This is a genomic window from Plantibacter sp. LMC-P-059a, from assembly GCF_030209505.1.
Taxonomy (GTDB): Bacteria; Actinomycetota; Actinomycetes; order Actinomycetales; family Microbacteriaceae; genus Plantibacter.
This window is the reverse complement of the sequence record NZ_JARVRZ010000003.1, coordinates 433917-460842: the sequence shown is the minus strand read 5'-3', so window position 1 is coordinate 460842 and position 26926 is coordinate 433917. Positions and strand designations below refer to the sequence as shown.

30 protein-coding genes are annotated in these 26926 nt (G+C 69.1%); 6 read left to right on the top strand and 24 right to left on the bottom strand.

Annotated features, from left to right (window positions below; genetic code table 11):
* Positions 1 to 97: 97 nt before the first annotated feature.
* The 3 genes from rplT to infC are packed head-to-tail and all read right to left on the bottom strand — an operon-like array spanning position 98 to position 1381.
* Complete coding sequence (rplT, locus tag QRN27_RS09425) at positions 98 to 484, bottom strand: 50S ribosomal protein L20 (protein ID WP_056012066.1); 387 nt, start codon at positions 482 to 484, stop codon at positions 98 to 100.
* Between the two features lie 27 nt (positions 485 to 511).
* The gene (rpmI, locus tag QRN27_RS09420; RefSeq protein WP_056012069.1) at positions 512 to 706 is read right to left on the bottom strand and encodes a 50S ribosomal protein L35; all 195 of its coding nucleotides are present in this window, start codon (positions 704 to 706) and stop codon (positions 512 to 514) included.
* Between the two features lie 15 nt (positions 707 to 721).
* On the bottom strand, positions 722 to 1381 hold the full coding sequence (infC, locus tag QRN27_RS09415; protein WP_082456168.1) for a translation initiation factor IF-3: 660 nt from the start codon (positions 1379 to 1381) through the stop codon (positions 722 to 724).
* 238 nt (positions 1382 to 1619) lie between these two features.
* Between infC and QRN27_RS09410 the strand changes: the two genes are divergently transcribed.
* Entirely contained in the window at positions 1620 to 1991 is a 372-nt protein-coding gene (locus QRN27_RS09410; protein WP_056012072.1) for a DUF1844 domain-containing protein, read from the top strand.
* A 47-nt stretch (positions 1992 to 2038) separates the two neighbouring features.
* On the opposite strand, the gene QRN27_RS09405 is transcribed toward QRN27_RS09410, so the two are convergent.
* From QRN27_RS09405 to hisB, 4 genes are all read right to left on the bottom strand, one after another.
* Positions 2039 to 2845, bottom strand: a complete 807-nt coding sequence (locus QRN27_RS09405; RefSeq protein ID WP_285042011.1) for an SseB family protein — start codon at positions 2843 to 2845, stop codon at positions 2039 to 2041.
* Complete coding sequence (priA, locus tag QRN27_RS09400) at positions 2829 to 3575, bottom strand: bifunctional 1-(5-phosphoribosyl)-5-((5-phosphoribosylamino)methylideneamino)imidazole-4-carboxamide isomerase/phosphoribosylanthranilate isomerase PriA (protein WP_194670435.1); 747 nt, start codon at positions 3573 to 3575, stop codon at positions 2829 to 2831. Before priA ends, QRN27_RS09405 begins: the two co-directional genes overlap by 17 nt.
* 86 nt (positions 3576 to 3661) lie before the next feature.
* Positions 3662 to 4297: an imidazole glycerol phosphate synthase subunit HisH gene (gene hisH, locus QRN27_RS09395; RefSeq protein ID WP_194670436.1), complete on the bottom strand. Its 636-nt coding sequence runs from the start codon at positions 4295 to 4297 to the stop codon at positions 3662 to 3664.
* Entirely contained in the window at positions 4294 to 4902 is a 609-nt protein-coding gene (gene hisB, locus QRN27_RS09390; protein ID WP_285042010.1) for an imidazoleglycerol-phosphate dehydratase HisB, read from the bottom strand. Before hisB ends, hisH begins: the two co-directional genes overlap by 4 nt.
* A gap of 110 nt (positions 4903 to 5012) precedes the next feature.
* On the opposite strand from hisB, the gene QRN27_RS09385 reads away from it, so the two are divergent.
* Both QRN27_RS09385 and sufU read left to right on the top strand, forming a co-directional pair.
* A complete protein-coding gene (locus tag QRN27_RS09385) occupies positions 5013 to 6320 on the top strand; it encodes a SufS family cysteine desulfurase (RefSeq protein WP_285042009.1) in 1308 nt (435 codons plus the stop codon).
* The gene (sufU, locus tag QRN27_RS09380) at positions 6317 to 6754 is read left to right on the top strand and encodes a Fe-S cluster assembly sulfur transfer protein SufU (RefSeq protein ID WP_056012088.1); all 438 of its coding nucleotides are present in this window, start codon (positions 6317 to 6319) and stop codon (positions 6752 to 6754) included. The genes QRN27_RS09385 and sufU overlap by 4 nt, the downstream gene beginning before the upstream one ends.
* A 42-nt stretch (positions 6755 to 6796) precedes the next feature.
* On the opposite strand, the gene QRN27_RS09375 is transcribed toward sufU, so the two are convergent.
* Complete coding sequence (locus QRN27_RS09375; protein ID WP_285042008.1) at positions 6797 to 7876, bottom strand: histidinol-phosphate transaminase; 1080 nt, start codon at positions 7874 to 7876, stop codon at positions 6797 to 6799.
* A 71-nt stretch (positions 7877 to 7947) separates the two neighbouring features.
* On the bottom strand, positions 7948 to 8340 hold the full coding sequence (locus tag QRN27_RS09370; RefSeq protein ID WP_285042007.1) for a LysM peptidoglycan-binding domain-containing protein: 393 nt from the start codon (positions 8338 to 8340) through the stop codon (positions 7948 to 7950).
* A gap of 271 nt (positions 8341 to 8611) precedes the next feature.
* On the opposite strand from QRN27_RS09370, the gene lexA reads away from it, so the two are divergent.
* Both lexA and QRN27_RS09360 read left to right on the top strand, forming a co-directional pair.
* Positions 8612 to 9310: a transcriptional repressor LexA gene (lexA, locus tag QRN27_RS09365; protein WP_056012094.1), complete on the top strand. Its 699-nt coding sequence runs from the start codon at positions 8612 to 8614 to the stop codon at positions 9308 to 9310.
* Between the two features lie 160 nt (positions 9311 to 9470).
* Positions 9471 to 10379 carry a hypothetical protein gene (locus tag QRN27_RS09360; RefSeq protein ID WP_285042006.1) on the top strand — a complete coding sequence of 303 codons (909 nt, stop codon included), beginning with the start codon at positions 9471 to 9473 and terminating at the stop codon, positions 10377 to 10379.
* Between the two features lie 31 nt (positions 10380 to 10410).
* On the opposite strand, the gene hflX is transcribed toward QRN27_RS09360, so the two are convergent.
* Entirely contained in the window at positions 10411 to 12015 is a 1605-nt protein-coding gene (hflX, locus tag QRN27_RS09355) for a GTPase HflX (RefSeq protein ID WP_285042005.1), read from the bottom strand.
* 41 nt (positions 12016 to 12056) lie between these two features.
* Here hflX and QRN27_RS09350 point away from each other — a divergent pair, with 41 nt between their 5' ends.
* Positions 12057 to 12674 carry a class I SAM-dependent methyltransferase gene (locus QRN27_RS09350; protein WP_285042004.1) on the top strand — a complete coding sequence of 206 codons (618 nt, stop codon included), beginning with the start codon at positions 12057 to 12059 and terminating at the stop codon, positions 12672 to 12674.
* Positions 12675 to 12683: 9 nt separating this feature from the next.
* Here the strand turns inward: QRN27_RS09350 and dapF are convergent, their stop codons facing one another.
* The 14 genes from dapF to QRN27_RS09280 all read right to left on the bottom strand — a co-directional run bounded on the left by dapF (position 12684) and on the right by QRN27_RS09280 (position 26867).
* A complete protein-coding gene (gene dapF, locus QRN27_RS09345) occupies positions 12684 to 13565 on the bottom strand; it encodes a diaminopimelate epimerase (RefSeq protein ID WP_285042003.1) in 882 nt (293 codons plus the stop codon).
* Between the two features lie 9 nt (positions 13566 to 13574).
* Complete coding sequence (gene miaA / locus QRN27_RS09340) at positions 13575 to 14489, bottom strand: tRNA (adenosine(37)-N6)-dimethylallyltransferase MiaA (RefSeq protein ID WP_285042002.1); 915 nt, start codon at positions 14487 to 14489, stop codon at positions 13575 to 13577.
* A complete protein-coding gene (gene miaB, locus QRN27_RS09335) occupies positions 14486 to 16087 on the bottom strand; it encodes a tRNA (N6-isopentenyl adenosine(37)-C2)-methylthiotransferase MiaB (protein WP_285042001.1) in 1602 nt (533 codons plus the stop codon). Before miaB ends, miaA begins: the two co-directional genes overlap by 4 nt.
* Positions 16088 to 16122: 35 nt before the next feature.
* Complete coding sequence (locus QRN27_RS09330; RefSeq protein WP_285042000.1) at positions 16123 to 16992, bottom strand: RecX family transcriptional regulator; 870 nt, start codon at positions 16990 to 16992, stop codon at positions 16123 to 16125.
* 23 nt (positions 16993 to 17015) lie between these two features.
* Positions 17016 to 18158: a recombinase RecA gene (recA, locus tag QRN27_RS09325; protein WP_082456166.1), complete on the bottom strand. Its 1143-nt coding sequence runs from the start codon at positions 18156 to 18158 to the stop codon at positions 17016 to 17018.
* 298 nt (positions 18159 to 18456) lie between these two features.
* Positions 18457 to 18681 carry a DUF3046 domain-containing protein gene (locus tag QRN27_RS09320; protein WP_056781914.1) on the bottom strand — a complete coding sequence of 75 codons (225 nt, stop codon included), beginning with the start codon at positions 18679 to 18681 and terminating at the stop codon, positions 18457 to 18459.
* A gap of 85 nt (positions 18682 to 18766) precedes the next feature.
* On the bottom strand, positions 18767 to 19075 hold the full coding sequence (locus QRN27_RS09315) for a helix-turn-helix domain-containing protein (RefSeq protein WP_056012120.1): 309 nt from the start codon (positions 19073 to 19075) through the stop codon (positions 18767 to 18769).
* A 219-nt stretch (positions 19076 to 19294) separates the two neighbouring features.
* Positions 19295 to 19810: a CinA family protein gene (locus tag QRN27_RS09310; protein WP_285041999.1), complete on the bottom strand. Its 516-nt coding sequence runs from the start codon at positions 19808 to 19810 to the stop codon at positions 19295 to 19297.
* The gene (gene pgsA / locus QRN27_RS09305) at positions 19807 to 20415 is read right to left on the bottom strand and encodes a CDP-diacylglycerol--glycerol-3-phosphate 3-phosphatidyltransferase (RefSeq protein ID WP_285041998.1); all 609 of its coding nucleotides are present in this window, start codon (positions 20413 to 20415) and stop codon (positions 19807 to 19809) included. Before pgsA ends, QRN27_RS09310 begins: the two co-directional genes overlap by 4 nt.
* Positions 20416 to 20417: 2 nt before the next feature.
* Positions 20418 to 23309, bottom strand: a complete 2892-nt coding sequence (locus QRN27_RS09300) for an FtsK/SpoIIIE family DNA translocase (RefSeq protein WP_285041997.1) — start codon at positions 23307 to 23309, stop codon at positions 20418 to 20420.
* A gap of 77 nt (positions 23310 to 23386) precedes the next feature.
* On the bottom strand, positions 23387 to 23878 hold the full coding sequence (locus QRN27_RS09295; RefSeq protein WP_285041996.1) for a GNAT family N-acetyltransferase: 492 nt from the start codon (positions 23876 to 23878) through the stop codon (positions 23387 to 23389).
* 61 nt (positions 23879 to 23939) lie between these two features.
* Positions 23940 to 25178, bottom strand: coding sequence for an ABC transporter permease (locus QRN27_RS09290; protein WP_285041995.1), 1239 nt, complete (start codon positions 25176 to 25178; stop codon positions 23940 to 23942).
* Entirely contained in the window at positions 25171 to 25875 is a 705-nt protein-coding gene (locus tag QRN27_RS09285) for an ABC transporter ATP-binding protein (protein WP_056012139.1), read from the bottom strand. The genes QRN27_RS09290 and QRN27_RS09285 overlap by 8 nt, the downstream gene beginning before the upstream one ends.
* Positions 25872 to 26867 (bottom strand): permuted SH3 domain-containing protein, encoded by a 996-nt coding sequence (locus QRN27_RS09280; RefSeq protein ID WP_285041994.1) that lies wholly within the window; start codon positions 26865 to 26867, stop codon positions 25872 to 25874. Before QRN27_RS09280 ends, QRN27_RS09285 begins: the two co-directional genes overlap by 4 nt.
* Between the last annotated feature and the right edge of the window lie 59 nt (positions 26868 to 26926).

The window sequence follows — 26926 nt, the reverse complement described above, 5'->3', positions numbered from 1 at the left end:
CCATCCTAGGGCGCGGGCTCCGGACAGACGAAACGGCCCGATCCCCTGAGGGATCGGGCCGTTCGAACACGTCCGAGGACGAGCGCAGGGCTTCCGACTAGGCGGAGACCTTCGGCGCCGAGGTGTCGGCGGGCAGCGCGGCCTTGGCCGAGGCGACGAGCGCCGCGAACGTGGCGGGCTCGTGCACAGCAAGCTCGGCGAGCATGCGACGGTCGACCTCGATACCGGCGAGGCCGAGACCCTGGATGAAGCGGTTGTACGTCATGCCGTTGGCGCGCGACGCAGCGTTGATGCGCTGGATCCAGAGGCGACGGAAGTCACCCTTGCGCGCACGACGGTCACGGTACGAGTAGACGAGGGAGTGAGTGACCTGCTCCTTGGCCTTGCGGTACAGACGCGAACGCTGACCGCGGTAACCGGCGGCGCGCTCGAGGATGACGCGACGCTTCTTGTGAGCGTTGACCGCCCTTTTGACTCTTGCCATGTTCCTAGTTCCTTACGGGTAAACGGTCTAGCGACCGAGCAGCTTCTTCATGACCTTGGCGTCGGCGGGCGCCAGCACCTGGTCCTGGTTCAGGCGACGGGTGCGACGGCTGGACTTGCTCTCCAGGTTGTGTCGCATACCGGCCTGCTGCTTCATCAGCTTGCCGCTGCCGGTGACCTTGAATCGCTTCTTGGCCCCGGAGTGGGTCTTCTGCTTCGGCATGGGATTCCTCGTTTCTTATCGGTTCTCGTCGGTGGATGACTCCACCGGAGCGGCCTCGGAGGCTTCGTCGGCTTCAGCCGGACGTGCCTTCGATGCCGCACGTTGTGCGTTGGCTTCGGCCTTGGCCTCGGACTTGTTCTTGAGCGGCCCGACGACCATCACCATGTTGCGGCCGTCGACCATCGGGGTGGACTCGACGGTGCCCCACTCGGACACGTCCTCGGCGAACTTCTGGAGCAGGCGGACGCCCTGCTCTGGGCGGGACTGCTCGCGGCCGCGGAACTGGATCATGGCTTTCACCTTGTCGCCGGCCTTGAGGAAGCCCTCGGCGCGCTTGCGCTTGGTCTCGTAGTCGTGCTGATCGATCTTGAGGCGGAACCGGACCTCTTTGAGGATGGTGTTCGCCTGGTTGCGCCGGGCCTCTTTGGCCTTCTGCGCAGCCTCGTACTTGAACTTGCCGTAGTCCATGATCTTCGCGACGGGCGGCTTGGAGTTGGGTGCGACCTCGACGAGGTCGAGATCCGCTTCCTGCGCGAGGCGAAGGGCGACCTCGATTTTGACGACGCCGACCTGTTCTCCGCCGGGACCGACGAGTCGGACCTCCGGGACGCGGATACGGTCATTGGTACGGGGATCGCTGATGCGGAGCTCCTCTGACTGGGTGGGATGCCACACGGCAGGTCAGATACCTGCGACGCGACGAATTCGGTTCACCACACACCCGTACCTCCGTGCGGTGTTCATGAACACCGTGCCGGAAGGCACCACGCCCTTGCTACCCGAAGCCGTGAAGCGTCGGGCGGAGCGTGACAACCCGGTAACCTAATGAAGCGGTCAAGCGCGGGTGGGAGAATCTCCTCTTTCGTACCGAGACATGTCTCGGAGCACCGCACGAGTCTAACAGAGGATCCACGTGAACAACACCACCAGCCCCTACGACCACGACGACGAGTCGGGAGGAGCCGATCAGGCCACCCGCGACATCGCGGACGTCCCCGCCGTCGAGGTCATCACCACCGCCGCCGTGCACCTCATGAGCGCCGCAGCGGTCAAGTGCGGCCTCGCCGACGCCCCCGACGCCCAGACCGACCTCGACGAGGCACGGAAGCTGATCAACGCCCTCGCCGGCCTCATCACCGCAGGGGCTCCGGAGATCAGCGACATGCACGCCCGTTCGCTGCGCGACGGCCTGCGTTCGCTGCAGCTCGCCTTCCGGGAGGCCTCGACCATCCAGGACCCCATCGGCAAGGGGCCCGGCGAGAAGTGGACCGGCCCGGTCACCTGATCCGGTTCCCGTCTCGCCGGCCGGAGGACGGTCGGCGAGCGGGACGGTCAGTCTGCTGGACGGAGCGAGACGGCGAGTGAATCCACCCGGGTGGCGATCGTCTCGTCGGCCGCCCACCGCTGGGCGAGGCGGGCGAGTACCGCGTCGAGTTCCTGCTGGGTCAGGCCCTGCAGCAGTCCGAGTTCGACCACGAGCTCGGATCCGGCCAGCTTCGCCTCGGGATCACCGGCACGCAGCCGCACGGTCACGACCGCGAGTTCCGGTTCGATCGAACGTTCGAACGCGTGCCGAACGGATTCGTCGCTGAAGCTGGGCGTCCAGGGCTGGGACTGCGCGATCGCCCAGAGCGCCGGCCGACGGATGGCGAACTCCGTCGTCGACGTCGGATCGAGCACCACGACGTCGGTCTGCTCACTCGCGGCGGCCAGCGCGACCCGGACACCGTCGGCGGGGATCGGCCGCGCCGTGCCGTTCCAGGCGGACATGGCCCCCACCGAGCTGAACACTGGGAGGACGGTCCGACCGTCGGGGCCGGTCACGGTCACGATCGACAGCTCCTGCGACTTGTCCACCAGCTGACCGTGCTCGTTGCTCCCGGCCTCGCCGAGGTGCGCCACGAGCGGGATGAGCAGTCGTGAGTCCCGGAAGGCGTCGACGACCTCCGCCTCACCGACCTCGCCGGCGCGGAACCGCCGCAGGGACTCGATCAGGCGTTCCGGCGCGCTGCCGTCGTCGCCCGAGCTCGCGTTCTGCTGGAACCGTCGACCGGCCCAGGGCTGGCCCGCGGAATCGGCGCCACCCGGCGTCGAGTGGCGGTGGTCGGGTTCAGGACCGTCCTCAGTTGCCGGAGACATCCAGCGCCTCGGCCAGGGTGAAGGCACCGTTGTACAGCGCCTTGCCGATGATCGCCCCTTCGAGGCCGAACGGGACGAGCTCGCGCAGGGCGACCAGGTCGTCGAGGCTCGAGATCCCGCCGGAGGCCACGACCGGACGGTCGGTGCGGTCGATCACCTGTCGGAGCAGCTCGATGTTCGGGCCCTGCATCGTCCCGTCCTTGGTCACGTCGGTCACGACGTACCGGGCGCAGCCCGCCTCCTCGAGGCGGTCGAGCACGGTCCAGAGGTCGCCGGCGTCCTGCGTCCACCCACGGGCCGCGAGGGTCGTCCCCCGGACGTCGAGACCGACGGCGATCGCCTCGCCATACTGGGCGATCACACTCGCCGCCCATTCGGGGTTCTCGAGCGCCGCGGTTCCGAGGTTCACGCGCTTGACGCCCGTCTCCAGCGCCTGCTCCAGCGAGGCGTCGTCGCGGATGCCGCCGGAGAGTTCGATGTTCACCCCACGAGCCTTCGAGATGACCTTCCGGATGATCGCACGGTTGTCGCCCCGGCCGAACGCGGCGTCGAGGTCGACGAGGTGGATCCACTCAGCGCCCTGGCGGGCCCAGTCCAGAGCCGCATCGACGGGTTCCCCGTAGTTGGTCTCGGAGCCGGCCTCGCCGCGCGTCAGGCGGACGGCCTTCCCGTCCACGATGTCGATCGCCGGCAGCAGGGTGAGGCCGGCCGTCGTGTTGAACTCGTTCATGATCCACCGTCTCTTCGGAAGCTGCGAGCCCGTCGGGCATCGGCGCACAGGATGCCTCGTGGCACAAACACCTGATCCTAGTCGGGCTACAGGGTGCCGAGCCAGTTGGACAGGAGGCGGATCCCGGCGGTGCCCGACTTCTCGGGGTGGAACTGCGTCGCCGACAACGGACCGTTCTCGACGGCGGCCAGGAAGGGCACCCCGTGGGTCGCCCAGGTGAGGCGTGGCTCGGGGAACGGCGGCATGACCTCCAGGGTCCAGGACTGGGCCGCGTAGGAGTGGACGAAGTAGAACCGCTCGTCGGCCAGGCCGTCGAAGAGGACCGAGCCGGCGTCCGGCGCGACCGTGTTCCAGCCCATGTGCGGCAGCACCGGTGCGGTGAGTTCGGTGACGGCGCCCGGCCACTCGCCGAGCCCCTCGGCCTCGGAGCCACGTTCCACGCCGCGCTCGAACATGACCTGCATGCCCACGCAGATGCCGAGGACCGGTCGACCTCCGGCGAGACGGCGGTCGATGACCTCGTCGCCGTGGGAGGAACGCAGGGCGCCGATGACCGCGTCGAAGGCGCCGACACCCGGGACGACGAGTCCGTCTGCGGCTTGGGCGGCCTTGCGGTCCCCCGTCAGGACGACATCGGCGCCGGCGAGCTCGAGTGCCTTCACGGCGGAGTGGACGTTGCCGGAACCGTAGTCGAGGACGACCACCGAGGGGCGCGCCGTCACAGCGAACCCTTCGTCGACGGGATGCCCTGGACCAGCGGATCCAGCGCCTTCGCCTGACGGAAGGCACGCGCGAACGCCTTGAACTCCGCCTCGGCGATGTGGTGCGGGTCGCGGCCGGCGAGCACGTTGACGTGCACCGTGAGACCGGCGTTGAAGGTGATCGCCTCGAAGACGTGACGCACCATCGACCCGGTGAAGTGTCCGCCGATCAAGTGGAACTCGAACCCGGCAGGCTCACCCCCGTGGACGAGGTACGGGCGGCCGGAGATGTCGACCACGGCCTGGACGAGCGCCTCGTCGAGCGGGACGAGGGCGTCGCCATAGCGTGAGATCCCCGACTTGGCGCCGAGCGCCTGACGGATCGCCTGCCCGAGGGCGATGCCGACGTCCTCGACCGTGTGGTGGACGTCGATGTCGACGTCGCCGGTCGCGCGCACGGTCAGGTCCGTCAGCGAGTGCTTCGCGAACGCCGTGAGCAGGTGGTCATAGAACGGGACGGAGGTCTCGATGCTGCTCGTTCCGGTGCCGTCGAGGTCCAGTTCCAGCTCGATGCTGGACTCGCTCGTCGCGCGCTGGATCCGGGCCGTTCGCTGCTGCGTGGTCATGCGTTCCAGTGTATCGAGGGCGTGAGCGTCACACGCCGTGTGTCGGACGGCGGTGGTCGTCACGTCATCCGGGAGCAGCCGTCCGACACGACGCCTATCGTTGAGAGGTCATGACTTCCTCACTCAGCACCACGCCGGCCGCCGCTCTCGACCAGGCGGAGATCGGCGCCCTCCGGGAGCGGTTCCCGATCCTCGCCCGCGAGATGAACGGGCACCCGCTCGTGTACCTGGACTCAGGCGCCACCTCCCAGCGTCCGACCGAGGTCCTCGACGCCGAACGGCACTTCGCGACCCATGAGAACGCAGCGGTCCATCGCGGCGCCCATCTCCTGGCCGCGGAGGCGACCGAATCCTTCGAGGACGCACGGGCGACGGTCGCAGCATTCATCGGTGCGGACGAGCGCGAGCTCGTGTGGACGTCCGGTGCCACAGCCGCCCTCAACATCATCGCCGGGGCGATCGGGAACGCGAGCGCCGGACTCGGCGGCGCAGCGGCCGAGCGGTTCCGTCTCGGGCCCGGCGACGAGATCGTCGTCACGGAACTCGAACACCACGCGAACCTCATCCCCTGGCAGCAGCTCGCCGCACGGACGGGCGCAACCCTCCGTCATCTGCCCGTCGACGACGACGGTGTCCTCTCCACGGACCACGCCGCCGCCGTCATCGGCGAACGCACGCGGATCCTCGCCTTCGCGCACGTGTCGAACGTGACCGGCGCGATCGCCCCCGTCGCCGAGCTCGTCGCCCTCGCCCAGCGCGTCGGCGCGCTCACGGTGCTCGACGCCTGCCAGTCGGTGCCGCACCTCCCGGTCGACGTCACGGAACTCGGCGTCGACTTCCTCGTGTTCTCCGGCCACAAGATGCTGGGCCCGAACGGCATCGGTGCCCTCTGGGGTCGCCGTGCGTTGCTCGACGCGCTTCCCCCCTTCCTCACGGGCGGATCGATGATCACGACCGTCACGCTGGACGGCGCTGAGTTCCTGCCGGCACCCCAGCGGTTCGAGGCCGGGACCCAGCCGGTCTCGCAGGCGATCGCGCTCGCGAGCGCGGTCCGATTCCTGGAGGGGGTCGGCATGGACCGCATCCATGCCACCGAGGCCGCGTATGGTCAGCGACTCGCGGCCGGACTCGCCGCCGTCCCCGGAGTCCGTCTGATCGGCCCTCCTCCGGGCTCTCCCCGTGCCGGTCTCGCGAGTTTCGAGGTCGCGGGTGTGCACGCGCACGACGTCGGGCAGTTCTTCGACGATCGCGGGATCGCAGTGCGCGTGGGGCACCACTGTGCCCAGCCGCTGCACCGCAGGCTCGGCCTGACGGCTTCGACGCGCGCCAGCAGCTACCTCTACACGCTCGAGTCCGAGATCGACGCGTTCCTGGACGCCGCCGCACTCGTCGGTCCGTTCTTCGGAGTGGGCCGATGAGCGGTCTCGAGAGCCTGTACCAGGAGCTCATCCTCGACCACGCCCGACAGCGGCACGGGTTCGGGCTGCAGGACGCGCCCGCAGCCGAATCGCATCAGCTCAACCCCACCTGCGGCGACGAGGTGACCCTGCAGCTCCACCTCGAGTCCGACGGCAGCCTCCGGGCGATCGCCTGGGAAGGGCACGGCTGCTCGATCTCCCAGGCGTCCAGTTCCTGCCTGAGCGACCTCGCGCCCGGCCTCACCCCCGGCGAGCTGCAGACGCTCATCGACGAGTTCCGCACGGTCATCCGTTCGCGCGGCACCCTGCAGTTCGATGAAGAGCGCTTCGGCGATGCCGCGGCCTTCGGAGGTGTCTCGCGCTACATCGCCCGCGTCAAGTGCGCGATGCTGCCCTGGGTCGCCGCGGAGGAGGCCGTCTCGCGGCTTCCGTGAACGGAGCCGGCGCGCGGGACACCCGCACGCCGGTCGAGGGCACTACGCCGGGCTGATGGCGGCCAGCGCCTCCAGGAACGCGGTCGTCTCGGCCTCGGTACCCGCGGTGACCCGAAGGTGGTTCGGGATGCCGACGTCGCGGATGAGGACACCTCGTTCCAGGAGCGCCTCGAAGGCGGCGTGTGGGTCGGCGACGCCGCCGAAGAGGACGAAGTTCGCGCCGCTCCGCCTCGGGTCGTAGCCGAGGCGCCCGAGTTCGACCACCAGGCGATCCCGTTGGGTGCGGATGTCGTCGACCATCGCCAGCATCTCGTCGGCGTGCCGCAGCGCAGCTGTCGCCGCGGCCTGGGTCAGCGCACTCAGGTGATACGGCAGCCGGACCAGGCGGAGGGCGTCCACGACGGCCGGATCCGCAGCGAGGTAGCCGAGTCGGACACCGGCAAAGGCGAACGCCTTACTCATCGTCCGCGACACGATGAGTCGGGGCCGACCCTCGAGCAGGCGCAGGGCGCTCTCCTCGTCATCGTGCGCGAACTCCGCGTACGCCTCGTCGACGACGACCATGCCCCGCGACGCCTCGTACACCGCGGCGACGGTCTCCAGCGAGAGCGGCGTGCCGGTCGGGTTGTTCGGCGAGCAGAGGAACACGAGGTCGGGGTCCGCCTCCGCCACCTGCCGAGCCGCCGTCTCCGGTGAGAGCTCGAACTCAGCGTCGCGATCCGCCGGGATCCACGTCGTGCCGACACCCGCAGCGAGCAATGGGTACATCGAGTACGTCGGGACGAATCCGAGCAGCGAACGGCCCGGTCCGCCGAACGCCTGCAGGATGTGCTGCAGGACCTCGTTCGAGCCGTTGCCCGCCCAGATCTGTTCCGGAGCGACGCCGTGACCCAGGTAGTCGGCCAGGGCCTCCCTGAGGACCGTGAACTCGCGGTCCGGGTAGCGGTTGACGGTGAGGACGGCGGAGGCCAGGGAGGCGACGATGTCGTGCGCCACGGCCTCGGGGATGGGATGCGTGTTCTCGTTGACGTTCAGCGCCACGGGCACCTGCGCCTGGGGGGCGCCGTACGGACGCTGTCCTCGGAGGTCGTCGCGGATGGGGAGGTCGTCGAGAGCAGTCACCCGACAATCGTAGCCAGTCGTACCCCGCCGTCGCCGCGCTCAGGGCCACTCACGAGCAGCTCGCGCGTGCCTTACTCCGCCGCGTATCGCTGCGGGATGGCCAGCCGCTGTCCGGGCTCGACGCCGGCGGTGCTCAGCTGGTTGAGGTTCATGATCTCGGCGATCACATCGCGAGGGTCTGCGTCCGGGGCGATCGACTCGGCGAGCTGCCAGAGCGACTCACCCGGGTCGACCGTGATGTAGCTGAAGGTCGTACCCGCCGCTGCAGTGTTGGCTGCAGCTCCGCCGGCTGACAAGCCGACGACCGCGACGCCGATCACGAGGGGGATGGCGGCGAGCGTGGTGAACACGACCCGCCCGCGTCGTGTGAGACGGAGACGACGCGCGGGCCGCGCGTCCGACGCCGGTGCCTGCGCGGTGCGCGTGGAAACCGTTGCGTGTGACCCGATCAGTGCTGCGCTCATGTCAACCCTCCAAGTGTGTGCTCATCGTGTGATGAGGACTCGTATCCGGCCCTCGGCCGAGAGGGCCGGATACGAACCTGTGTTCCGAATATATCTTCGATTGTTCGAATACTCAACCCTGTGTTCGCACCTTCGCGCCGGGAAATCGACGACACGCTCGAACAGATGTTTGTCTGGTCGAGCTGGGGCGGATACAGTTTCGAGTGTTGGAAGCAGTACACCACCACCCACCGACATCGGTCACCGACAGCCGATCAGGGCAGGAGCGAAGATGGCAGCGAACACGGCGGGCGACGGCGCGCGGGAGCGTCAGGTCGGCGGCACCCGGCGGCGGAAGAGTCTGAGCGACAAGCAGCTCGCGATCCTCGACGTCATCCAGCGATCGGTCTCACAGCGGGGGTATCCGCCGAGCATGCGCGAGATCGGTGACGCCGTCGGGCTCGCGTCCCTCTCCAGCGTGACCCACCAACTCGGTCAGCTCGAACTCAGCGGGTACCTCCGACGCGACCCCAACCGCCCTCGCGCCATCGAGGTGCTCATCGACCTCCCGAGCGCGGTCGAAGGCAGCGACCCGGACACCGCTCCCCCGGTCGGTGACGCGGCGATGGTGCCGCTCGTCGGTCGGATCGCCGCCGGTATCCCCATCACGGCGGAGCAGCAGGTCGAAGAGATCTTCCCCCTCCCGCGCCAGCTGGTCGGGAAGGGCAGTCTCTTCATGCTCAAGGTCGTGGGTGACTCCATGGTCGATGCCGCCATCTGCGACGGTGACTGGGTCGTCATCCGTGAACAGAAGACCGCGGAGAACGGCGAGATCGTGGCCGCCATGCTCGACGAGGAGGCGACGGTGAAGGTGTTCCGTCAGCGCGACGGTCACACCTGGCTCCTCCCCCGCAACTCGGCGTTCGAGCCCATCCTCGGCGACCACGCCGAGGTGCTGGGCAAGGTCGTCGCGGTACTCCGGACCGTCTGACGACACTCCACTGGACGACGACGGGCCGGGACGATCAGACGATCGCCCCGGCCCGTGTCCGTCTGAGCCGCGACGGTCGGTTCGGCACGGCACGACTCGGCCCAAATGCCTGGCACTGCGAGGTGTTCCCAATCCCGCACCCTGGTCCTACGCTGAACGCATGGACGCCGGCCTGAACGCTCACGCCAGCCGGTCGTCCCGCCGGGCGGGCCTCCTGAGCGCGTCTTCGCTCCTCTGCATCGCCATGCTGGCGGGATGCGCGCCCGCAACCGACGGCACCTCGACGACGATGTCCCCTCCGACCGACGTCACCGTGCAGCTGGGTCAGAACCGCGATCAGTACGCCGGCCGTTCCGCGATCGTCCGCGTCGAGAACGGGAGCGACGACGACCTCGTCGTCATCGGCCTGGAGCTGTCGGGGTCCGCCTTCGACGGAGCCACCGACCGGGACCGGACCTCGACCGTGCCAGCGGGGCAGACGAAGGATCTGGCCGTGGAGCTTCCCCCGGCTGCCTGCGGCACGGCTGCCTCAGATCTTCGGGCCGACATCACCCTGCACCTCGAGGACGGTGCCGTGGTCACGGTCGCAGCAGTGGAGGACCCCTCCGCGGTCCTGCCCCGTCTGCACGGCGCCGAGTGCACCGTGGTGGGCGTCGAGCGCATCGCGGACATCACCGCCGAGTCCTCCGTGCGACTCGAGGGCTCCGGGCCGTCGACCGTCGCGGTCCTGACGATCAGCATCACGCCCACCGGCCGGCGCGGACGCCTCGACCTGGTCGAGCTGCGGTCCACGGTGCTCCTCAAACCGGCGCCCGACGCGTCGGCGCCGATCGACGCTGCGGCGTGGCCGCTCGGCCGCACCGTCGATGCGACCAGTGGTCCTCAGTCGATCGACGTCCGCATCGTGCCGACGCGGTGCGACCCGCATGCGCTGGCGGAGGACAAGGTGGGGACGCTCTTCCCGCTCGTGGTGCGCATCGACGGCGGACCGGAAGCGATCATGACGCTCCCGTTGCCTGCAGCCACCGCGACCGCACTCAAGGACGCCGTCCGGATCCGCTGCGGCTGAGTCCCCACCGATACGGCGGACGGCCGGGTCCTCAGGAGGTGACGGCCGGTGCGGGGACGATCTCGGCGAACGGCGCGAGCGCAGCTGCCACCTCGGCACCGACCAGGGCGTGCACGATGGTTCCGCGCTCGTCGTAGTCCGTCGACAGCACCTTGCCACGTTCGTGCAGCAGGGTGACCAGGTCACCGCGGTCGAACGGCACGAGCACGTTGACCTCGTTGCTGGGCGACGGGATCAGCGCCTCGATCCGCTCCATCAGCTCGTCGATCCCGACGCCCGTCCTGGCGGAGACGAACACGGCGTCCGGGACGAGCCCACGGAGGACGAGCAGCTGCCCGTCGTCCACGAGGTCGGCCTTGTTGAACACGACCAGTTCCGGGATGTGGCGCGCGCCGACCTCGCCGATCACGTCGCGGACCGTGGCGATCTGACCCGCGGGGTCCGGATGCGCGGCATCCACGACGTGCACGATGACGTCGCTGTCGGCGACCTCCTCGAGCGTCGACCGGAAAGCCTCGACCAGCTGATGCGGAAGGTTGCGGACGAAGCCCACCGTGTCGGCGAGCGTGTACTCGCGACCGTCGGCGGTCTCGTTGCGTCGGACGGTCGCGTCCAGCGTCGCGAACAGGGAGTTCTCGACAAGGACCCCGGCCTTCGTGATGCGGTTGAGCAGACTCGACTTCCCGGCGTTCGTGTACCCGGCGATCGCGACCGACGGCACGGTGTTGCGTCGTCGGTTCGCCCGCTTCGCCTCGCGCGCCGGCTTCATCGCGGTGATCGACTTGCGCAGCTTCGCCATGCGGGTGTGGATGCGTCGGCGGTCGAGCTCGATCTTCGTCTCACCGGGCCCCCTCGAGCCCATACCGGCGCCGGCGCCGCCGACCTGCCCACCGGCCTGACGGCTCATGGACTCACCCCAACCACGCAGGCGCGGGAGGAGGTACTCGAGTTGTGCGAGTTCGACCTGCGCCTTGCCCTCACGGCTCTTCGCGTGCTGGCTGAAGATGTCGAGGATGACCGCGGTGCGGTCGATCACCTTGACGCCCACCGCGTCCTCGAGCGCTCGTCGTTGGCTCGGTGCGAGCTCGGTGTCGGCGATGACCGTGTCGGCGCCGAGCGCCTGCACGATCGCCTTGAGCTCCTGCGCCTTGCCTCGACCGAGATAGGTGCTCGGGTCGGGGTGTGGCTTGCGCTGGAGCAGGCCGTCGAGGACCACGGCCCCGGCGGTCTCGGCGAGTGCGGCGAGTTCGCGCAGCGAGTTCTCCGCGTCGTGCAACGCACCCTGCGGATAGACACCGATGATCACGACGTTCTCGAGACGGAGCTGCCGGTATTCGACCTCCGTGACGTCCTCGAGCTCCGTCGACAGGCCGGCGACGCGACGGAGCGCTTGGCGGTCCTCGCGGTCGTACTGCTCGCCGTCGTCGGACGAGCCACCTGTGGTGTCCGACGTCTGGAGCGCTGCGGCACCGCTGCCGAACAGGGTGTATCCGCTCGAGCGGGACGCGGCACTCGTGAGCACCCGCGCCACCACGTCGTCGGGATCGGTCACCGAGACGTCGTCCGATCCGGCTCCTGGGTCGACATCGGCGTCGTCTGCGGGGTCGTGGGCTGCATCCATCGGTGGTCTACTCATCGCGTTAACCCTACTTCCTCCTGGTCCGGTACCGTTCCTGTATGTCGAACGAGCACTACTTCACCGCCGAACCCGCGAGCGAGTTGCAGCTCAGACCGATCACCGCGAAGCTCGGCGGCGTCGACCGATCCCTGGTCTCGGCGAGCGGCATCTTCAGCCCCGGGCACCTCGATCAGGGCACGCTCGTGCTCCTCGCGAACACGCCACCACCCCCGACGACCGGCGACCTCCTCGACATCGGCTGCGGTTGGGGTCCGATCGCCCTGTCGCTCGCTCTGGCCTCGCCGGAGGCGACCGTCTGGGCGGTCGACGTGAACCAGCGGGCGCTCCAGCTCACCCGCATCAACGCGGAGCGACTCGGGCTCGACAACATCCGCGCCGTCCTGCCGGAAGACGTGCCGGACGACATCCGGTTCGCGACCGTCTGGTCCAACCCACCGATCCGCGTCGGCAAGGACGAACTCCACCGACTGCTCATGCACTGGCTTCCACGACTCCAGGACGACGGTGACGCGTGGCTCGTCGTCCAGAAGAACCTCGGGTCCGACTCCCTGCAGAAGTGGCTCCAGGAGCAGCTGCCGGCGTCGTTCCACGTGGGCCGAGCGGCGATGGCCAAGGGCTTCCGGGTGCTGCACGCGAGACGGCGCGAACACCGCTGAGCGGCGTCGTCAGGCGAGCGTGATCGTGCCCGAGTAGACGAGCGTCGCGGGGCCGGCCAGCACGACGTGCTCGCCGTCCTCACGCTGCACCATACGGACCCCGAGCACACCGCCAGGGACCTCCACCCGCCAGTCGTCGGGTGCCGCCGTTCCGGCCCAGTGCCGGAAGGCGAGTGCCGCAGCAGCGGTGCCGGTGCCGCAGCTCAGCGTCTCGCCGCTGCCCCGCTCGTGCACGCGCATCCGGATCCGGGCCACGCCGTCGGCGATGAGCGGCTCTCCGGGGACCACCAGCTCGACGTTCGCACCCTGCGGCGGCGTGGGGTCGAGCTGGGGGACGTACTCGAGCTCCGCGCCTTCGAGTTCCGCGGCGTCCGCCACCGCGACGACGATGTGCGGATTGCCGACGTCGATCCCGATGCCGGGTCGGGCGACGGGCAGCCCCTTGACCCGGACGAGGGTCTCCCGCTCGTCGAGGGACCAGCGGCCGAGGTCGACGGCGTACCCGAGCGGGTCGTACCCGATCGTCCGGACACCCGCGCGGGTGCCGATGGCGAGCTCCTCACCGCGGGCCAGGGTCACCAGACCGCGTTCGAGCAGGTAGTGCAGGAACACCCGGATCCCGTTGCCGCACATCTCGGCGACGGAGCCGTCCGCATTGTGGTAATCCATGAACCACTCCGCTGCGGGATCGGCCGCCAGCGCTGCTGCGCCGACGTCGAGGTGCTCCGACCGCACTGCGCGGATCACGCCGTCGGCGCCGATCCCGAAGTGTCGGTCGCAGAGCGCCGCGATCTGTTGCGGGTCGAGGGGCTCTCGACCGTCGGGATCGGAGTACAGCACGAAGTCGTTGCCCGTACCGTGGCCCTTCGTGAAGGAGAGTGTCGACGACATCCGACCAGTCTACGGGCGAGTCCGCCGGACGAACTCGTCCGCTTCGGCACTCCCGCCCTCCACCCACGTGATGTCGGGGTACCGCTTGAACCAGCTGACCTGCCGCCTGGCATAGCGTCTCGTGAGTCGCTGGGTCTCGGCGATGGCCTCCGGCTCGGTGAGATCCGACCGGAGCTGCGCCGCCGCCTGCGCGTACCCGATGGCCCGGGCGGCGGTGACACCGCGCTCCAGCCCCTGCTCGAGCAGTGCAGCGGTCTCGTCGACGAGGCCCGACGCCCACATCGCCTCGACGCGTCGGTCGAGCCTCGAGACCAGTTCCGCTCGCGGCGTGGAGACGCCGACGACCTCGACCGGTCGCCAGGGCGTCGGGCGTTCGGGCAGCGCAGCGCCGTGCCCTCGCTCGGCAAGCTCATGCACTTCGAGCGCCCGGATGACGCGTCTGGCGTTCGCCACGTCGACCCGCTCCGCCGTCGCGGGGTCCGCCTGACGCAGCCGCTCGACGAGCGCGACAATCCCGTCCCGTTCGAGGTCGTGCTCCAACCGCTCCCTCACGAGCCGATCGCGAGGGGGGAACCGGAAGTCGTGGATGACGCTGGACACGTACAGCCCCGAGCCACCCACCAGGATCGGCGTCACCCCACGGGCCAGGAGTCCGTCGATCACCGCGCGAGCCGTCGGCTGATACCAGGCGACGGACGCCTCTTCGGTGACGTCGAGCACGTCGAACAGGTGATGCGGGATCCCCCGCCGCTCCGCGACCGGCAGCTTCGCCGTACCGATGTCCATGCCGCGGTAGAACTGCATGGCGTCGGCGTTCACGATCTCAGCGGGTCGACCGGCGTCCCGGAGAGCGGTCGCCAGGTCGAGCGACAGCGCGGTCTTCCCCGTCCCGGTCGCTCCGACGACCGCGAGGAAACCGGTCACCGACGTTCGCCGTCACTCGGGTCGTAGATGGGCGCGGTGGTCACGCCGGCGACGGGCGCCCCGATCCGGAGTCCGGGAAGTCCGAGCGACACTCGCCCGGGTTCGCTCGCCCCCGGTGTGGCGGGGACGCCGCAGGAGTCGGCCTGGGCGCGATCCCAGGCGTCTCCGGCCCGCGTGCGGCGCACCCGCAGCGGCGCACCGGCCGGCGCGTCGGCGAGGAGGTGGAACGACGCGGCTTCGGTGATGGTGACCGTCACGACGTCGCCCGGACGCGGGACCTCGGATCCTTCGGGCACGTCGAAGTGGACGAGCCGTGAATCTTCGGCCCGACCGCTCAGGCGATGCGTCGTGTCGTTCTTGCGGCCCTCACCCACGGCGACGAGGAGTTCGACCGTTCGACCCACCTGCCGCTGGTTCTCTTCGAGACTGATCCGGTCCTGCAGCGCGACGAGTCGTTCGTAGCGCTCCTGAACGACCGCCTTCGGCACCTGGTCGGGCATGGTTGCCGCGGGTGTCCCCGCCCGGATGGAGTACTGGAAGGTGAACGCGCTCGCGAACCGCGCGGCCTCCACCACCCGGAGCGTCTCCTGGAAGTCCGCTTTCGTCTCACCGGGGAACCCGACGATGATGTCGGTGGAAATCGCCGCGTGCGGAATCCGTGCGCGCACCCGGTCGAGGATGCCGAGGAACCGCTCCGACCGATACGAACGTCGCATGGCTTTGAGGATGCGGTCGGATCCCGACTGCAGGGGCATGTGCAGCTGCGGCATGACGTTGGCCGTCTCCGCCATGGCGTCGATGACGTCGTCGGTGAAGGCGGCTGGGTGAGGACTGGTGAACCGGACACGCTCGAGACCCTCGATCGTCCCCGCCGCCCGAAGCAGCTTCCCGAACGCCTGTCGATCGCCGAATTCGACCCCGTAGGAGTTCACGTTCTGGCCGAGGAGGGTGACTTCGATCGCGCCGTCGTCGACGAGCGCGCGCAGCTCACCGAGGATCTCACCGGGACGTCGGTCCTTCTCCTTACCCCGGAGGGAGGGCACGATGCAGAAGGTGCAGGTGTTGTTGCAGCCGACGGAGATCGACACCCAGCCGCTGTAACTGGAGTCCCGCTTCGTGGGGAGCGTGGAGGGGAAAGTGTCGAGGGACTCGAGGATCTCCAGCTGGGCTTCGTCGTTGTGCCGAGCCCGTTCGAGCAGGCTCGGGAGCGACCCCATGTTGTGGGTCCCGAAGACGACGTCCACCCACGGCGCCTTCTTGAGGATGACCTCTTTGTCCTTCTGCGCCAGACATCCACCGACGGCGATCTGCATGCCGTTCCGCTGCTTCTTGATCGACGCCAGGTGCCCGAGGTTGCCGTACAACTTGTTGTCGGCGTTCTCGCGGACGGCACAGGTGTTGATGACGACGATGTCGGCCTGCTCACCGTCGGCTTTGACGTACCCGGCAGCTTCGAGCGAGCCGCTCAGGCGTTCGGAATCGTGCACGTTCATCTGGCAGCCGTACGTGCGGACCTCGTAGCTCCGCTGCCGACCGGCTTCGTCGATCGCTGCAGGAGAGGCGCTGATGACCGTGGGGGTCTCGACGATGCTGCTCATACCAGCAGTCTACGCGCGGGCTGCAGCGCGACCGGTCAGCGGAAACTCACGCCCGAACGCTTCGAACCAGAGAGGGCACGGGAGCAAGCCTCACGGATGATCGCCGAGCTGTAGCCGCGTCGTGCCAGGTAGGCCGACAGCCGCCGTTCGGCGGTCGCCTGGTCGAACGACCGGAGCTGGCCGGCACGCTTCTCCGCGACGACCAACGCGCGCCGGAGCTCGTCGTCGTCGTCGATCGCCTCGAGGGCTTCCGCCGCGATCGACGGCTCGATCCGTCGTGCGGAGAGCTCGCGCCCGATCACCGCTCGGGACTGCCCCTTGCGGGTGTGGAGACTCTCGACGAGCTGACGCGCGAGCTCCGCGTCGTCGAGGTAGCCACGGCGACGGAGCTCGCCCAGGACATGCTCGACCTCATCCGGCTCCGCCTCGTGGCCCCGGAGGAGTTCAGCGATCTCCCACTCCGAGGAACCACGGCGGGCAAGCCGTCGCACCGCCAGCAGGTCGAGTGCGGCCAACCGCACCTCGGGGTCGACCGGAGCCTCCGGCTCGACCGCTTCGTCCTCATCAGGTGCCTCCGCTTCCGTGTCGGAGGCCCAGGAGACGCTCGCGACGACGGGCGCAGGCGACGTTCGGTCAGCGGGCGACGCCGCGGCCGGAGGTCGGCTCTGACCCGCCCCCGGTTCGATCGCATCCTCTGTGGTGCGGCGGCGGAGGGGGGCGACCGGTCGACCGGTCGAGGCACCGTCGTCCTCAGGTGCCGGTGGCTCCTCGGTCTGCCCGACGAACCAGCCGTCGGGGTCTGGAGCCGATTCGGTGGCCGGCCGGCGGCCGAACAGCGAGGTCACGGGTGCCAGGGTCTCCGACGACTCGTCGGCCGGACCGGCGGGAGGGAAGGAGACGACCATGATGACCTCGCTGTTCGGGTGGGTTAGGCGCTGCGCTTCGCAGCGGACTTCGACGCGCCGGCCGATGCGAGCTGCGGTGCCCCGCCCGTCGCCGCTTCGAGGGCGGCAGCCTCAGCGGCAGCCACCTCAGCGGCGGCGGCGTCGGCCGCCTTCTTCGTGGCGGCACCCTCGGCGCCCACACCGAGCTTGCCGAGGATGCGGCGCTCGATCTCAGCGGCGATGTCGGGGTTCTTCAGCAGGAAGTTCCGGGCGTTCTCCTTGCCCTGCCCCAGCTGGTCGCCCTCGTAGGTGTACCAGGCTCCGGCCTTCTTCACGATGGCGTGCTCGACGCCGAAGTCGATCAGCGAACCCTCACGGGAGATGCCGACGCCGTACAGGATGTCGAACTCCGCCTGACGGAACGGCGGGGCCATCTTGTTCTTGACGACCTTGACGCGGGTCCGGTTCCCGACAGCCTCGGTGCCGTCCTTCAACGTCTCGATCCGACGGATGTCGAGCCGCACGGAGGCATAGAACTTGAGCGCCTTACCGCCGGCGGTCGTCTCGGGGCTACCGAACATCACGCCGATCTTCTCGCGCAGCTGGTTGATGAAGATCATCGTCGTGTTCGTCTGGTTCAGTCCACCGGTCAGCTTACGGAGCGCCTGCGACATGAGGCGGGCCTGGAGACCGACGTGCGAGTCGCCCATGTCGCCCTCGATCTCGGCGCGGGGCACGAGTGCCGCGACGGAGTCGATCACGATGAGGTCGATGGAACCGGAGCGCACGAGCATGTCGGCGATCTCGAGGGCCTGCTCACCCGTGTCGGGCTGGGAGACGAGCAGGGAATCGATGTCGACTCCGAGCTTCTTCGCGTACTCGGGGTCGAGCGCGTGCTCGGCATCGATGAAGGCCGCGATGCCCCCGGCACGCTGGGCGTTCGCGATGGCGTGCAGCGTGAGGGTCGTCTTACCCGAGGACTCCGGACCGTAGATCTCGACGATGCGGCCACGAGGGAGCCCTCCGATACCGAGCGCGACGTCGAGGGCGATCGACCCGGTGGAGACCACTTCGACCGGCGCGCGCTCGTCGCTGCCGAGACGCATCACCGAGCCCTTGCCGAACTGACGGTCGATCTGGGCGAGTGCGGTTTCGAGGGACTTCTCGCGTTCGGCTGGACTTGGCATGGTGTGCTTCTCTCTGCTCGGTGTCGGGTGCCTATAGGCTGTCGCCGCGTGTTCCGGGACCCGCTTCTCCTGAAGGTCGGGACCCGAAGGCGACAAGGCGTCGATCGTTCCTGGTGTCTTCGACGGTACGCGCCACCACCGACATCGGCCGGTGGACGACTCGATCCGTGCAGAACGCACTCACGAATGATCCTGTGGAGGACACTAGCAGCACTAGAACGGATGTTCGAGACCGCTCGGGCGGCGTGTCGAACATCGCTCCATCACACACACGAGATCCGGCCGGCACCCGTCGCGACTAGGACCCCGGCTGCAGCCTGCCGACGCCGTGCCGGCGGTCATCGGGCACGTCGGTCGCCGCGCAGAGCGCGATCCACACGTCACGTGGCGGGACACCGGCGCGGAGGGCCTCCTCCGCCGTCTTCGACCCGAACTCCGTCAGACCGAGATCGCCCGTGAGCACCGCCCCGTAGGCCGCACCGAACTCGTCGGCGACCGCCGTCCTGAACTGACTCAGCTTCATCCCTGCGCCTCCTTGTTCACCCTCGGGACACGGAAACGCCCCGGGAGAGGGATCCCGGGGCGTCTCGACGAGGTACTCGACCCGCTCAGCGGGAGACGAGCTCGTCCAGCTCGTTGACCAATTCGTCCGGAACGGTGTCCGGGATGTTCGGGGAGAGGCCTTCGATGACCGCGAGGCGGTCTCCGACCTCTCGCATGATGACGGAGATCGGGGTGTCGAGGGCGTCTGCGACCGAAGCGAGGATCTCGCTCGACGCTTCCTTCTGACCCCGCTCGACCTCGCTCAGGTATCCGAGTGCGACGCTCGCCTTGCTGGCCACCTGGCGCAGCGTGCGGCCCTTCTGCAACCGGAAGTCCCTCAGCACGTCGCCGATCTCTTGACGGACTAGAACCACGTGACCCTCCCTCTGTGCTCTACGACTCCATGTCGTACAGCGCTCTGCTTCTGCAACGCGGATTCACGTCGTCCCAGCTGATCGCCGTCTCGTTCGTGGATGGCCAACATTACAACCACCGTGTGCCGAACACTAACCAGCATCACTGGGCTTTACTTGTGAATCACTGATCTGTAACGCGATGGAAACGGCAGCTATTCCAGGGATCGATGCCGGGTTTCACGCCAGGCGTCCGAGTTCGTGGACGAGCGCCTCGAGGGCCGCAGCCACCGTCTGCTGCCGGATCACCTGTCGTCCGCCGTCGAGCGCGAGTGGGACCACTCGGCCGCCCGCCCTGGTGACGATCCCGACGAAGACCGTCCCGACCGGCTGACCGTCCTGAGGATCCGGCCCGGCCACCCCGGTCGTCGCGATCCCGACATCGGCCGGTATCCCGTCGACCGCCAGCGCACGACGGACGCCGTCGGCCATCTGCAGGGCGACCTCCGGATGCACCGCACCATGGAGCGCGAGGAGCCCCGCATCGACGCCCAGCACCGAGTGCTTGAGACGGGTGTCGTAGGCCACGACCGCACCGCGCACCGCCGCCGACGCTCCGGGCACACCGATGAGTTCGGCCGCGAGCAGGCCACCCGTGAGCGACTCGGCGACCGCGATGGTCAGGCGCGATTCGATGAGCGATGCGACGGCCTCGACCGCTCGAGGAGCCGGCTCGTCACCCGACGCGGTGGTCATCGCTTCACCCGACGATCGAGCCGCGCACCACGGGCGGCGGTGATCACGTAGTCGATACCGCTCGCGATGGTGAGGAGGACGGCGATGATCATGAACAGCGCGTTCACCCAGAGGACCCAGTCGCCGAGGAGGACCCAGAACGGAGCGAGGGCGAGCGAGATGGCGACGGCCTGTGCCACCGTCTTGAGCTTGCCCATCCACGCCGCGGCGACGACGTGGTCGGAGATCACCATGAACCGGTGGACGGTGATCCCGACCTCACGGACAAGCACGATGATCGTGACCCACCAGGGCAGCTCGCCGAGGATCGAGAGCGCGACCAGCGCACCGCCCGTCAGGACCTTGTCGGCGATCGGATCGAGGATCTTGCCGAGGTCGGTGACGAGGTTGCGGCTGCGCGCGATGTGTCCGTCGATCCCGTCGCTCGCGATCGCGACGACGAAGAGCAGAGCCGCCCACCACCGGAGGGCGCCGTCCGTGCCGTCGTCGGCGAGGAGCATCCACATGAACACCGGAGCGAGCACGATCCGCGCGACGGTGATGCCGTTCGGAAGGTTCCAGTTCGAGATGCGGGGCTCAGCAGCCGCCGCGTCCGATGCCGTCATGTCTACTCCCGACCGGTGAGACTCCAGGCGTCGTCGTCAGAACCGCCCTCGACCTCAGGATAGTCCTGGAACTGCGCCTCCACGGCGTCCGGCCCATAGGGGTCGGCCGCCATGGCCGGAGCGACCGCTGCCGTAGCGGGTGCCGCTGCAGGCGCCGAAGGGGCGGCCACGGGGGCCGCCGCGGAACCGTCGTCTTCGCCACGCAGGCGTGCGAGGACACCGGGCAGCTGCTCCGCGGTCACGAGGACGTCACGAGCCTTCGAGCCCTCCGAGGGGCCGACGATCTCCCGCGACTCCATGAGGTCCATCAAGCGGCCGGCCTTCGCGAAGCCGACCCGCAGCTTCCGCTGCAGCATCGACGTCGAACCGAACTGGGTCGAGACCACGAGCTCGGCGGCCGCGAGCAGCAGCTCCAGATCGTCGCCGATGTCCGCGTCGATCTCCTTGCGCTCGGCGACGGCCTGGACGTCCTTGCGGTACTCGGGTCGTGCCTGATTGGTGACGTGCTCGACGACCCGCTGGATCTCGTTCTCGCCCACCCACGCGCCCTGCACGCGGATCGACTTGTTCGCGCCCATCGGGAGGAACAGGGCGTCGCCCTGCCCGATCAGTTTGTCGGCACCCGGCTGGTCGAGGATGACCCGGGAGTCCGTGACACTCGTGACGGCGAACGCGAGCCGCGAGGGGACGTTCGCCTTGATGAGCCCGGTGACGACGTCGACCGACGGTCGCTGCGTCGCGAGAACGAGGTGGATGCCGGACGCCCGGGCCAGCTGGGTGATGCGGACGATGGAGTCCTCGACGTCGCGCGGGGCGACCATCATGAGGTCGGCGAGCTCATCGACGACGACCAGCAGGTACGGGTACGGCTTGAGCACGCGCTCGCTCCCCGCGGGCAGGACGATCTCGTTGGCGACGACCGCCTTGTTGAAGTCGTCGATGTGCCGGTACCCGAAGCTCGCGAGGTCGTCGTAGCGCATGTCCATCTCCTTCACGACCCACTGCAGCGCTTCCGCCGCCTTCTTGGGGTTCGTGATGATGGGCGTGATGAGGTGCGGGACGCCTGCGTACGGGGCGAGCTCGACACGCTTCGGGTCGATGAGGACCATCCGGACCTCGCTCGGCTTCGCGCGCATGAGCAGGGAGGTGATCATGGAGTTCACGAACACGGACTTCCCGGAACCGGTCGACCCGGCCACCAGGAGGTGGGGCATCTTCGCGAGGTTCGCGACCACGTAGCCGCCGCCGACGTCCTTGCCGACGCCGATGGTCATGGGGTGGTTGCTGTTCGTCGCGGCCGTCGAGCGGAGGATGTCGCCGAGGGTGACGATCTCGCGGTCGGTGTTCGGGATCTCGATGCCGATGGCGCTCTTGCCCGGGATCGGCGAGAGGATGCGCACCTCGTTCGAGGCGACGGCGTAGGAGAGGTTCTTACTGAGCGCCGTCACGCGCTCGACCTTCACGCCCGGGCCGAGCTCGATCTCGTACTGCGTGACGGTCGGGCCGCGGGAGAAGCCGGTGACCTTCGCGTCGACGCCGAACTGGTCGAGGACGCTGGTGATCGCGGCGACCGCTTCGTCGTTCGCAGCGCTGTGCGTCTTGGCGGGCTCCCCCGCCGCGAGCGTTCCGGCTGACGGCAGGCGGTACGGCGTCTCGTCGTGGCCCTGCGCGAGCGGACGTGCCGAGAAGTCGATCTGGTCGGGCGCACCGAGCAGGGCCGGGTCGAGGTCTTCGATGACCTCCGTCGCGCCGGGGATGCTGTCGTCGTGCAGGCCGGTCTGCGGCCTGATCTCACCCGTGTTGAACCGTTTGACGGCGCTCTCCGCGGCTTCGAGGTCGCCGAGGAGTTCCGAGCCGAAGGCGTCGTGGACCGGCGCGGCCTTCGGAGACGGCGCAGGCGTGGCGACCGGTTCGATCGGCGAGTCGAAGCCGCCACTCGGCTTGTCGAGGCCGAGGAGCTCGGTCATGTTGTCGCCCATGAGCGGATCCTCGAACGATGGATCGTCTTCGCGACGGCTCGTGTTCCGGCGCCACCAGGGCAGGGCCGCCGGCTCGTCCGGCTCGTCGTCGAGGTCGTCCAGTCGCTTCGTCCGGGAGCGCTTCGTCTCGGCCGGAGCGTCCTCCTGCTCGGCCTCCGGCTGCTCACCGAACATCCACGCGGAGAACTGCCGGAAGCGCGCACCGACGCGGTTCGGAGGCGTCTTCGTGACGATGAACAGGCTGAGGAGGATGAGGAGGGAGATCAGGACCGTCGCACCGATGGGGGTGATGACGGCGGCGAGCGGCGCACCGAGGATCCAGCCGAGGAGGCCACCGGCCTGTGCGAGGGCCGGGAGGCCCTGGCTGGGGTTCGGCTGACCGCCGTGGATGTGGCACAGCGCCGAGATGCTGATGAGCAGGAGCCCGAGGCCGATGCTGATGCGCCCGTTGTCGTCGACCGAGGCAGGGTGCCGGAACAGCCAGACGGCGAACACGATCATGATGACCGGGAGCACGAAGGCGAGTCGGCCGAACAGCCCGCCGAAGGACCACGCGTCGAACGTCTGCGCGATCGGATCGGCCGCACCGAACCATTCGACCACGGCGCCGGTGACCGCCAGCAGGAAGAGCAGGAAGGGGAAGCCGTCCCGGCGGTCCTCCTTCGCGATGCGCTCAGGGCCGAGCGCCCTGACGGCGCCACCCACGCCGTGCGCGAGGCCGAGCCACACCGAGGTGACGACGCTGCGCTGCTCCTCCGCGGCCGGGTAGGCGACGGTCTTCTGCTGCTTCGTCGCCGACGCACCCGACTTCGGCGTGGCCTTCGTGGCGGACTTCGTGCTGGTGGTGCGCGACGAGGCGCCACTCGGCGGCGAAGCGCTGCGCGAACGGCTGGTCGAGTTGGAACGTGCGGCCATGGGTTCACGGTACTCGTCGCCACCGACGCAGCCCGGCAAGCTGTCGGGGTGTCCACGATCCGCGCGGCCCCCGGCGATCAGCGGAGGTTCAGGACCATCGTGTCTCGGGTGCCTCGGCGGTCGAGGGTCGCGAACCCCTCGGAGCGGTACAGGGCCACCGCGTGGTTCGCGCGCTCCACACTGAGGCTGATGCGCTGATACCCGGCGGCCCTCGCGCGGAGGACCGTCGCCTGCAGGAGCTGCCGTCCGAGGCCCTGGGCCCGGTGGATCGGACTGACTCCGAGGATGAGCTCCGGGACACCGGGGGCCACGTAGCCGAACCCCGGGGCGTCGGCGGGGAACAGTCGGTACCACGACGCACCGACGACCGCCCCGTCGTGGGTCTCGGCGATGACGCCGGCGTCGCCGGGGCGGCGCCAGCCGTGCACGTAGCGAGTGTGCTGCGTGTCGGCGAGGACGGCCGCCCTGGTCCGGAACCCGGCGGCGCTCCAGTTCGCCGCCTCGACCATCATGTCGGTGAGCACGCGCACATCTTCCGCCGCGGCGTCGCGGATCGAGTAGACCGCCATGGACGGATGGTACGCCACCGGTGTTTCGAGCAGATGTCGGCGAGGGAGCCGGCGGCCGACGTCAGTACCGGATCGCGTCGATCACCTTCACCCGGACGGCGACGAGCGCCGGGAGGAGGCCTGCGATAGCACCGACGGCGGTGGCGCTGACGAGCCCGAGCACCGCGGCCTCGACCGGGAACGGTGGGAAGTCCGTCACGAGCCCCTGCCCGATGAACTGCTCGACGATCGGGCTCTTCACCACGGCCACCGCCACCATCACGCCGATGACGCCCGCGACGAAGGTGGCGACGACGCTCTCCATCATCACCGCGAAGAAGACCCGTGGCGCCGTGGCCCCGAAGCTGCGACGGATGCCGATCTCGCGGATCCGCTGGCGGACGGTGACGAGCGAGAGGTTGATGAGCCCGAGCGCACCGAGCAACAGGATGAGCCCGGCGACCGCGCCCACCACGAGCTTGAGCGACAACAGCGGGTCCTCCCCTGTCTGCCCGAAGTCGTTGCGGAAGACGTCGACCCCGTACGCGTCACCGAGTTCGGCGCGCAGGTCGGACTGGATCCGCTGGGTGAACGCCTCGGCGTCGGCGTTCGGGACCCAGAACTCGAACTGGGGAAGCTGGCCCGACTGGCCGGCCGCCTCGTCGGCACCAGAGACCGGACCGATCGCGGTGACGCCGGCCGGCAGGATCGACAGCTGCGGTTCGGTGTCCCACTCATTGCTCGCATACACCCCGACGACGACGGCCGTGATCGCGCGCTCTCCGTGGATCGTGACCGTCGGGTGCGACTCGATGGGCGGCGAGCCGAGGCGCTGCCAGAACGCGGGGTTGACGACGACCGCCGGCGCGAGGCGGTCGCCGTCGTCGGCCTGGAACCAGGTGCCCTCGTCGAGCCGGATGCGGTGCATCTCGCCGTACGGGACGTCGACCACGGTCGACGCCACCGGCACGGTCCCGTCGGCGAACTGGACGTTCAGCTGCAGGCTGCCGGACTGCGAGACGTACTCGATGTCGTAGCGTTCGGCCAGCTCGTGGACCGCGGTGACGAAGGCCTCCGGGTCGGGTTGTCCGGTGCCGGCGCTGTAGGCGGACGCCATGAGCGTGGCCGGCCGCCCGCCGTAGCGTTCCTGCGACTCGGTCTGCGCTTGAGCGGCAAGCGACGACATGCCGACCATGCTCGTGAGGGCGCACACGGCGACGCCGACACCGATGAGCGACAGGATCACGCGACCGCGATGGATGCGCAGCTCCTGCGCCGCCTCCACGACGGCTCCGACTATCGAGGTCAGGATCCTAGACATCCGCAGCCTCCAACTCCTCGTCGGGCGTGAGGACGCCGTGGTCGAGGCGGTGATGCGTCGTCGCGAGCCTCGCGATCGCACGGTCGTGGGTGATCGTCACGAGCGCAGCCCCTGTCGACGTGGCCACCTCGTCGAGCAGCGACATGACGGAGGTGCCGGTCTCGACGTCGAGGGCTCCGGTCGGCTCGTCCGCCAGGATCAGGCGGGGACCGCGGACGAGCGACCGCGCGATCGCGACACGCTGCTGCTCACCGCCGGACAGCTTCGTCGGCATCGCGTCGAGTCGGTCGCCGAGCCCGACCCGTTCGAGCATCGCCGCCGCGATCTCCCGGCGACGCCAGAAGGACCGCCCGCTCGCGTACAGCAACGGTGTCGTGACGTTCTCGAGTGCGGTCCGACCGGGCAGGAGGTTGAACTGCTGGAAGACGAAGCCGATCTGGGCACCGCGAAGGCGGTCCCGCGCTCCGGAACCGAGCCGCTCCGCGGGACGACCATCGAAGACGAGCGAACCCGAGGTCGGCTTGTCGAGCAGACCGAGCAGGTTCAGCAGGGTCGACTTCCCCGAACCCGAGCGCCCGACGATCGAGACCCGATCCCCCTCGTGCACCTCGAGGTCGACGCCGTCGAGGATGGTCAAGGGCGGGGCGTCGGGTATCTGGACGACCCTGGTGACCCCGCGGAGTTCGAGGAGGGTCACCCGACCGACCCTTCGCAGCTCATGCTGCCGTCCGGCAGCGTCGTGCACCCCTCGGGGACCGGGGCGACGGCCCCGGGCACGAACTGCAACACGGAGTCGCCCTCGGCGAGTCCGTCGATGATCTGCACCTGCTGCCCGTCGTTCAGGCCGAGCGTGACGGGTCGCTCCTCCTGCGTGCCGTCCGCACCGACGACCCACACGGTCCCGGTGCCCGCCGACCCCTTGACCGCGGTCGTCGGGAGGACGAGGACGTTCTCCGCGGTCCCGCCCGCGAGCTCGATCGTCGCCGCGAGTCCGGCGAAGACCCGGACGTCACCGGGGACCGCGCACGTGACCGACGTGCCGCCAGCTCCTGGCGTCTGTCCGGTGCCGCCGCCCGAGGTCGGCTCCTCGCCGTCGTCGCCGCCGGTGGTCGGCGTCGTGACGCGCACCGCCGGGCAGACGAACGGGGCAGGGCCCCCGTTGATCGTGACCGTCGCCTCACCCGGGATGGTGAGCAGGCGGTACTGCTTGTCGGCGCTCAAGGAACCCGTGATCGAGAACGTCGCCGGAGAGACCTGGGCGACGGCGTCGCCGATCTGCACGGACTGGCCATGGATCAGCTTGACGTTGCCGAGGGTCCCGGCGACGGGCGCCGTCACCTGGACGAACCGTTCCTTGCCCTCCTCGTCGATGGTCTTGACGTCGAGGATGGGGTCGCCCTCGGCGAGGACGGCACCCTTGGCTGCGAACACCTCGTCGACCGTGCCGGCGACCGTCGACTTGGCGGTGCTGGCCGGATCGGCGACGACCTGGCCCTCCACCGAGACGGTGTTGACCACGGTGCCGAGTGCCGCCTGCACCTCCGGCTCCACCAGGCTCCCGGTCGGCTGCGTCGGCCCGTCCTCGGCGGGCGCGTCCGGGAAGAACGCGACCTTCACGAGGGCGACCGCGATCGCGGCGAAGACGAGCAGTTTCAGAATGGGGAACACCCAGGTGCGGACAACGCCCACGCCGACCTCCGGAATCCACCGCAGTCGGAGTGACGAGCGGCCATAGGAGCTTCCACGGT

Bases quoted from the DNA above. Each gene is read 5' to 3' on its own strand.
- rplT (WP_056012066.1), bottom strand. From the start codon at position 484: ATGGCAAGAGTCAAAAGGGCGGTCAACGCTCACAAGAAGCGTCGCGTC.
- rpmI (WP_056012069.1), bottom strand. From the start codon at position 706: ATGCCGAAGCAGAAGACCCACTCCGGGGCCAAGAAGCGATTCAAGGTC.
- QRN27_RS09405 (WP_285042011.1), bottom strand. From the start codon at position 2,845: ATGTCTCCGGCAACTGAGGACGGTCCTGAACCCGACCACCGCCACTCG.
- priA (WP_194670435.1), bottom strand. From the start codon at position 3,575: ATGAACGAGTTCAACACGACGGCCGGCCTCACCCTGCTGCCGGCGATC.
- hisB (WP_285042010.1), bottom strand. From the start codon at position 4,902: ATGACCACGCAGCAGCGAACGGCCCGGATCCAGCGCGCGACGAGCGAG.
- QRN27_RS09385 (WP_285042009.1), top strand. From the start codon at position 5,013: ATGACTTCCTCACTCAGCACCACGCCGGCCGCCGCTCTCGACCAGGCG.
- sufU (WP_056012088.1), top strand. From the start codon at position 6,317: ATGAGCGGTCTCGAGAGCCTGTACCAGGAGCTCATCCTCGACCACGCC.
- QRN27_RS09370 (WP_285042007.1), bottom strand. From the start codon at position 8,340: ATGAGCGCAGCACTGATCGGGTCACACGCAACGGTTTCCACGCGCACC.
- lexA (WP_056012094.1), top strand. From the start codon at position 8,612: ATGGCAGCGAACACGGCGGGCGACGGCGCGCGGGAGCGTCAGGTCGGC.
- QRN27_RS09360 (WP_285042006.1), top strand. From the start codon at position 9,471: ATGGACGCCGGCCTGAACGCTCACGCCAGCCGGTCGTCCCGCCGGGCG.
- hflX (WP_285042005.1), bottom strand. From the start codon at position 12,015: ATGAGTAGACCACCGATGGATGCAGCCCACGACCCCGCAGACGACGCC.
- QRN27_RS09350 (WP_285042004.1), top strand. From the start codon at position 12,057: ATGTCGAACGAGCACTACTTCACCGCCGAACCCGCGAGCGAGTTGCAG.
- dapF (WP_285042003.1), bottom strand. From the start codon at position 13,565: ATGTCGTCGACACTCTCCTTCACGAAGGGCCACGGTACGGGCAACGAC.
- miaB (WP_285042001.1), bottom strand. From the start codon at position 16,087: ATGAGCAGCATCGTCGAGACCCCCACGGTCATCAGCGCCTCTCCTGCA.
- QRN27_RS09330 (WP_285042000.1), bottom strand. From the start codon at position 16,992: ATGGTCGTCTCCTTCCCTCCCGCCGGTCCGGCCGACGAGTCGTCGGAG.
- recA (WP_082456166.1), bottom strand. From the start codon at position 18,158: ATGCCAAGTCCAGCCGAACGCGAGAAGTCCCTCGAAACCGCACTCGCC.
- QRN27_RS09320 (WP_056781914.1), bottom strand. From the start codon at position 18,681: ATGAAGCTGAGTCAGTTCAGGACGGCGGTCGCCGACGAGTTCGGTGCG.
- QRN27_RS09310 (WP_285041999.1), bottom strand. From the start codon at position 19,810: ATGACCACCGCGTCGGGTGACGAGCCGGCTCCTCGAGCGGTCGAGGCC.
- pgsA (WP_285041998.1), bottom strand. From the start codon at position 20,415: ATGACGGCATCGGACGCGGCGGCTGCTGAGCCCCGCATCTCGAACTGG.
- QRN27_RS09300 (WP_285041997.1), bottom strand. From the start codon at position 23,309: ATGGCCGCACGTTCCAACTCGACCAGCCGTTCGCGCAGCGCTTCGCCG.
- QRN27_RS09295 (WP_285041996.1), bottom strand. From the start codon at position 23,878: ATGGCGGTCTACTCGATCCGCGACGCCGCGGCGGAAGATGTGCGCGTG.
- QRN27_RS09290 (WP_285041995.1), bottom strand. From the start codon at position 25,178: ATGTCTAGGATCCTGACCTCGATAGTCGGAGCCGTCGTGGAGGCGGCG.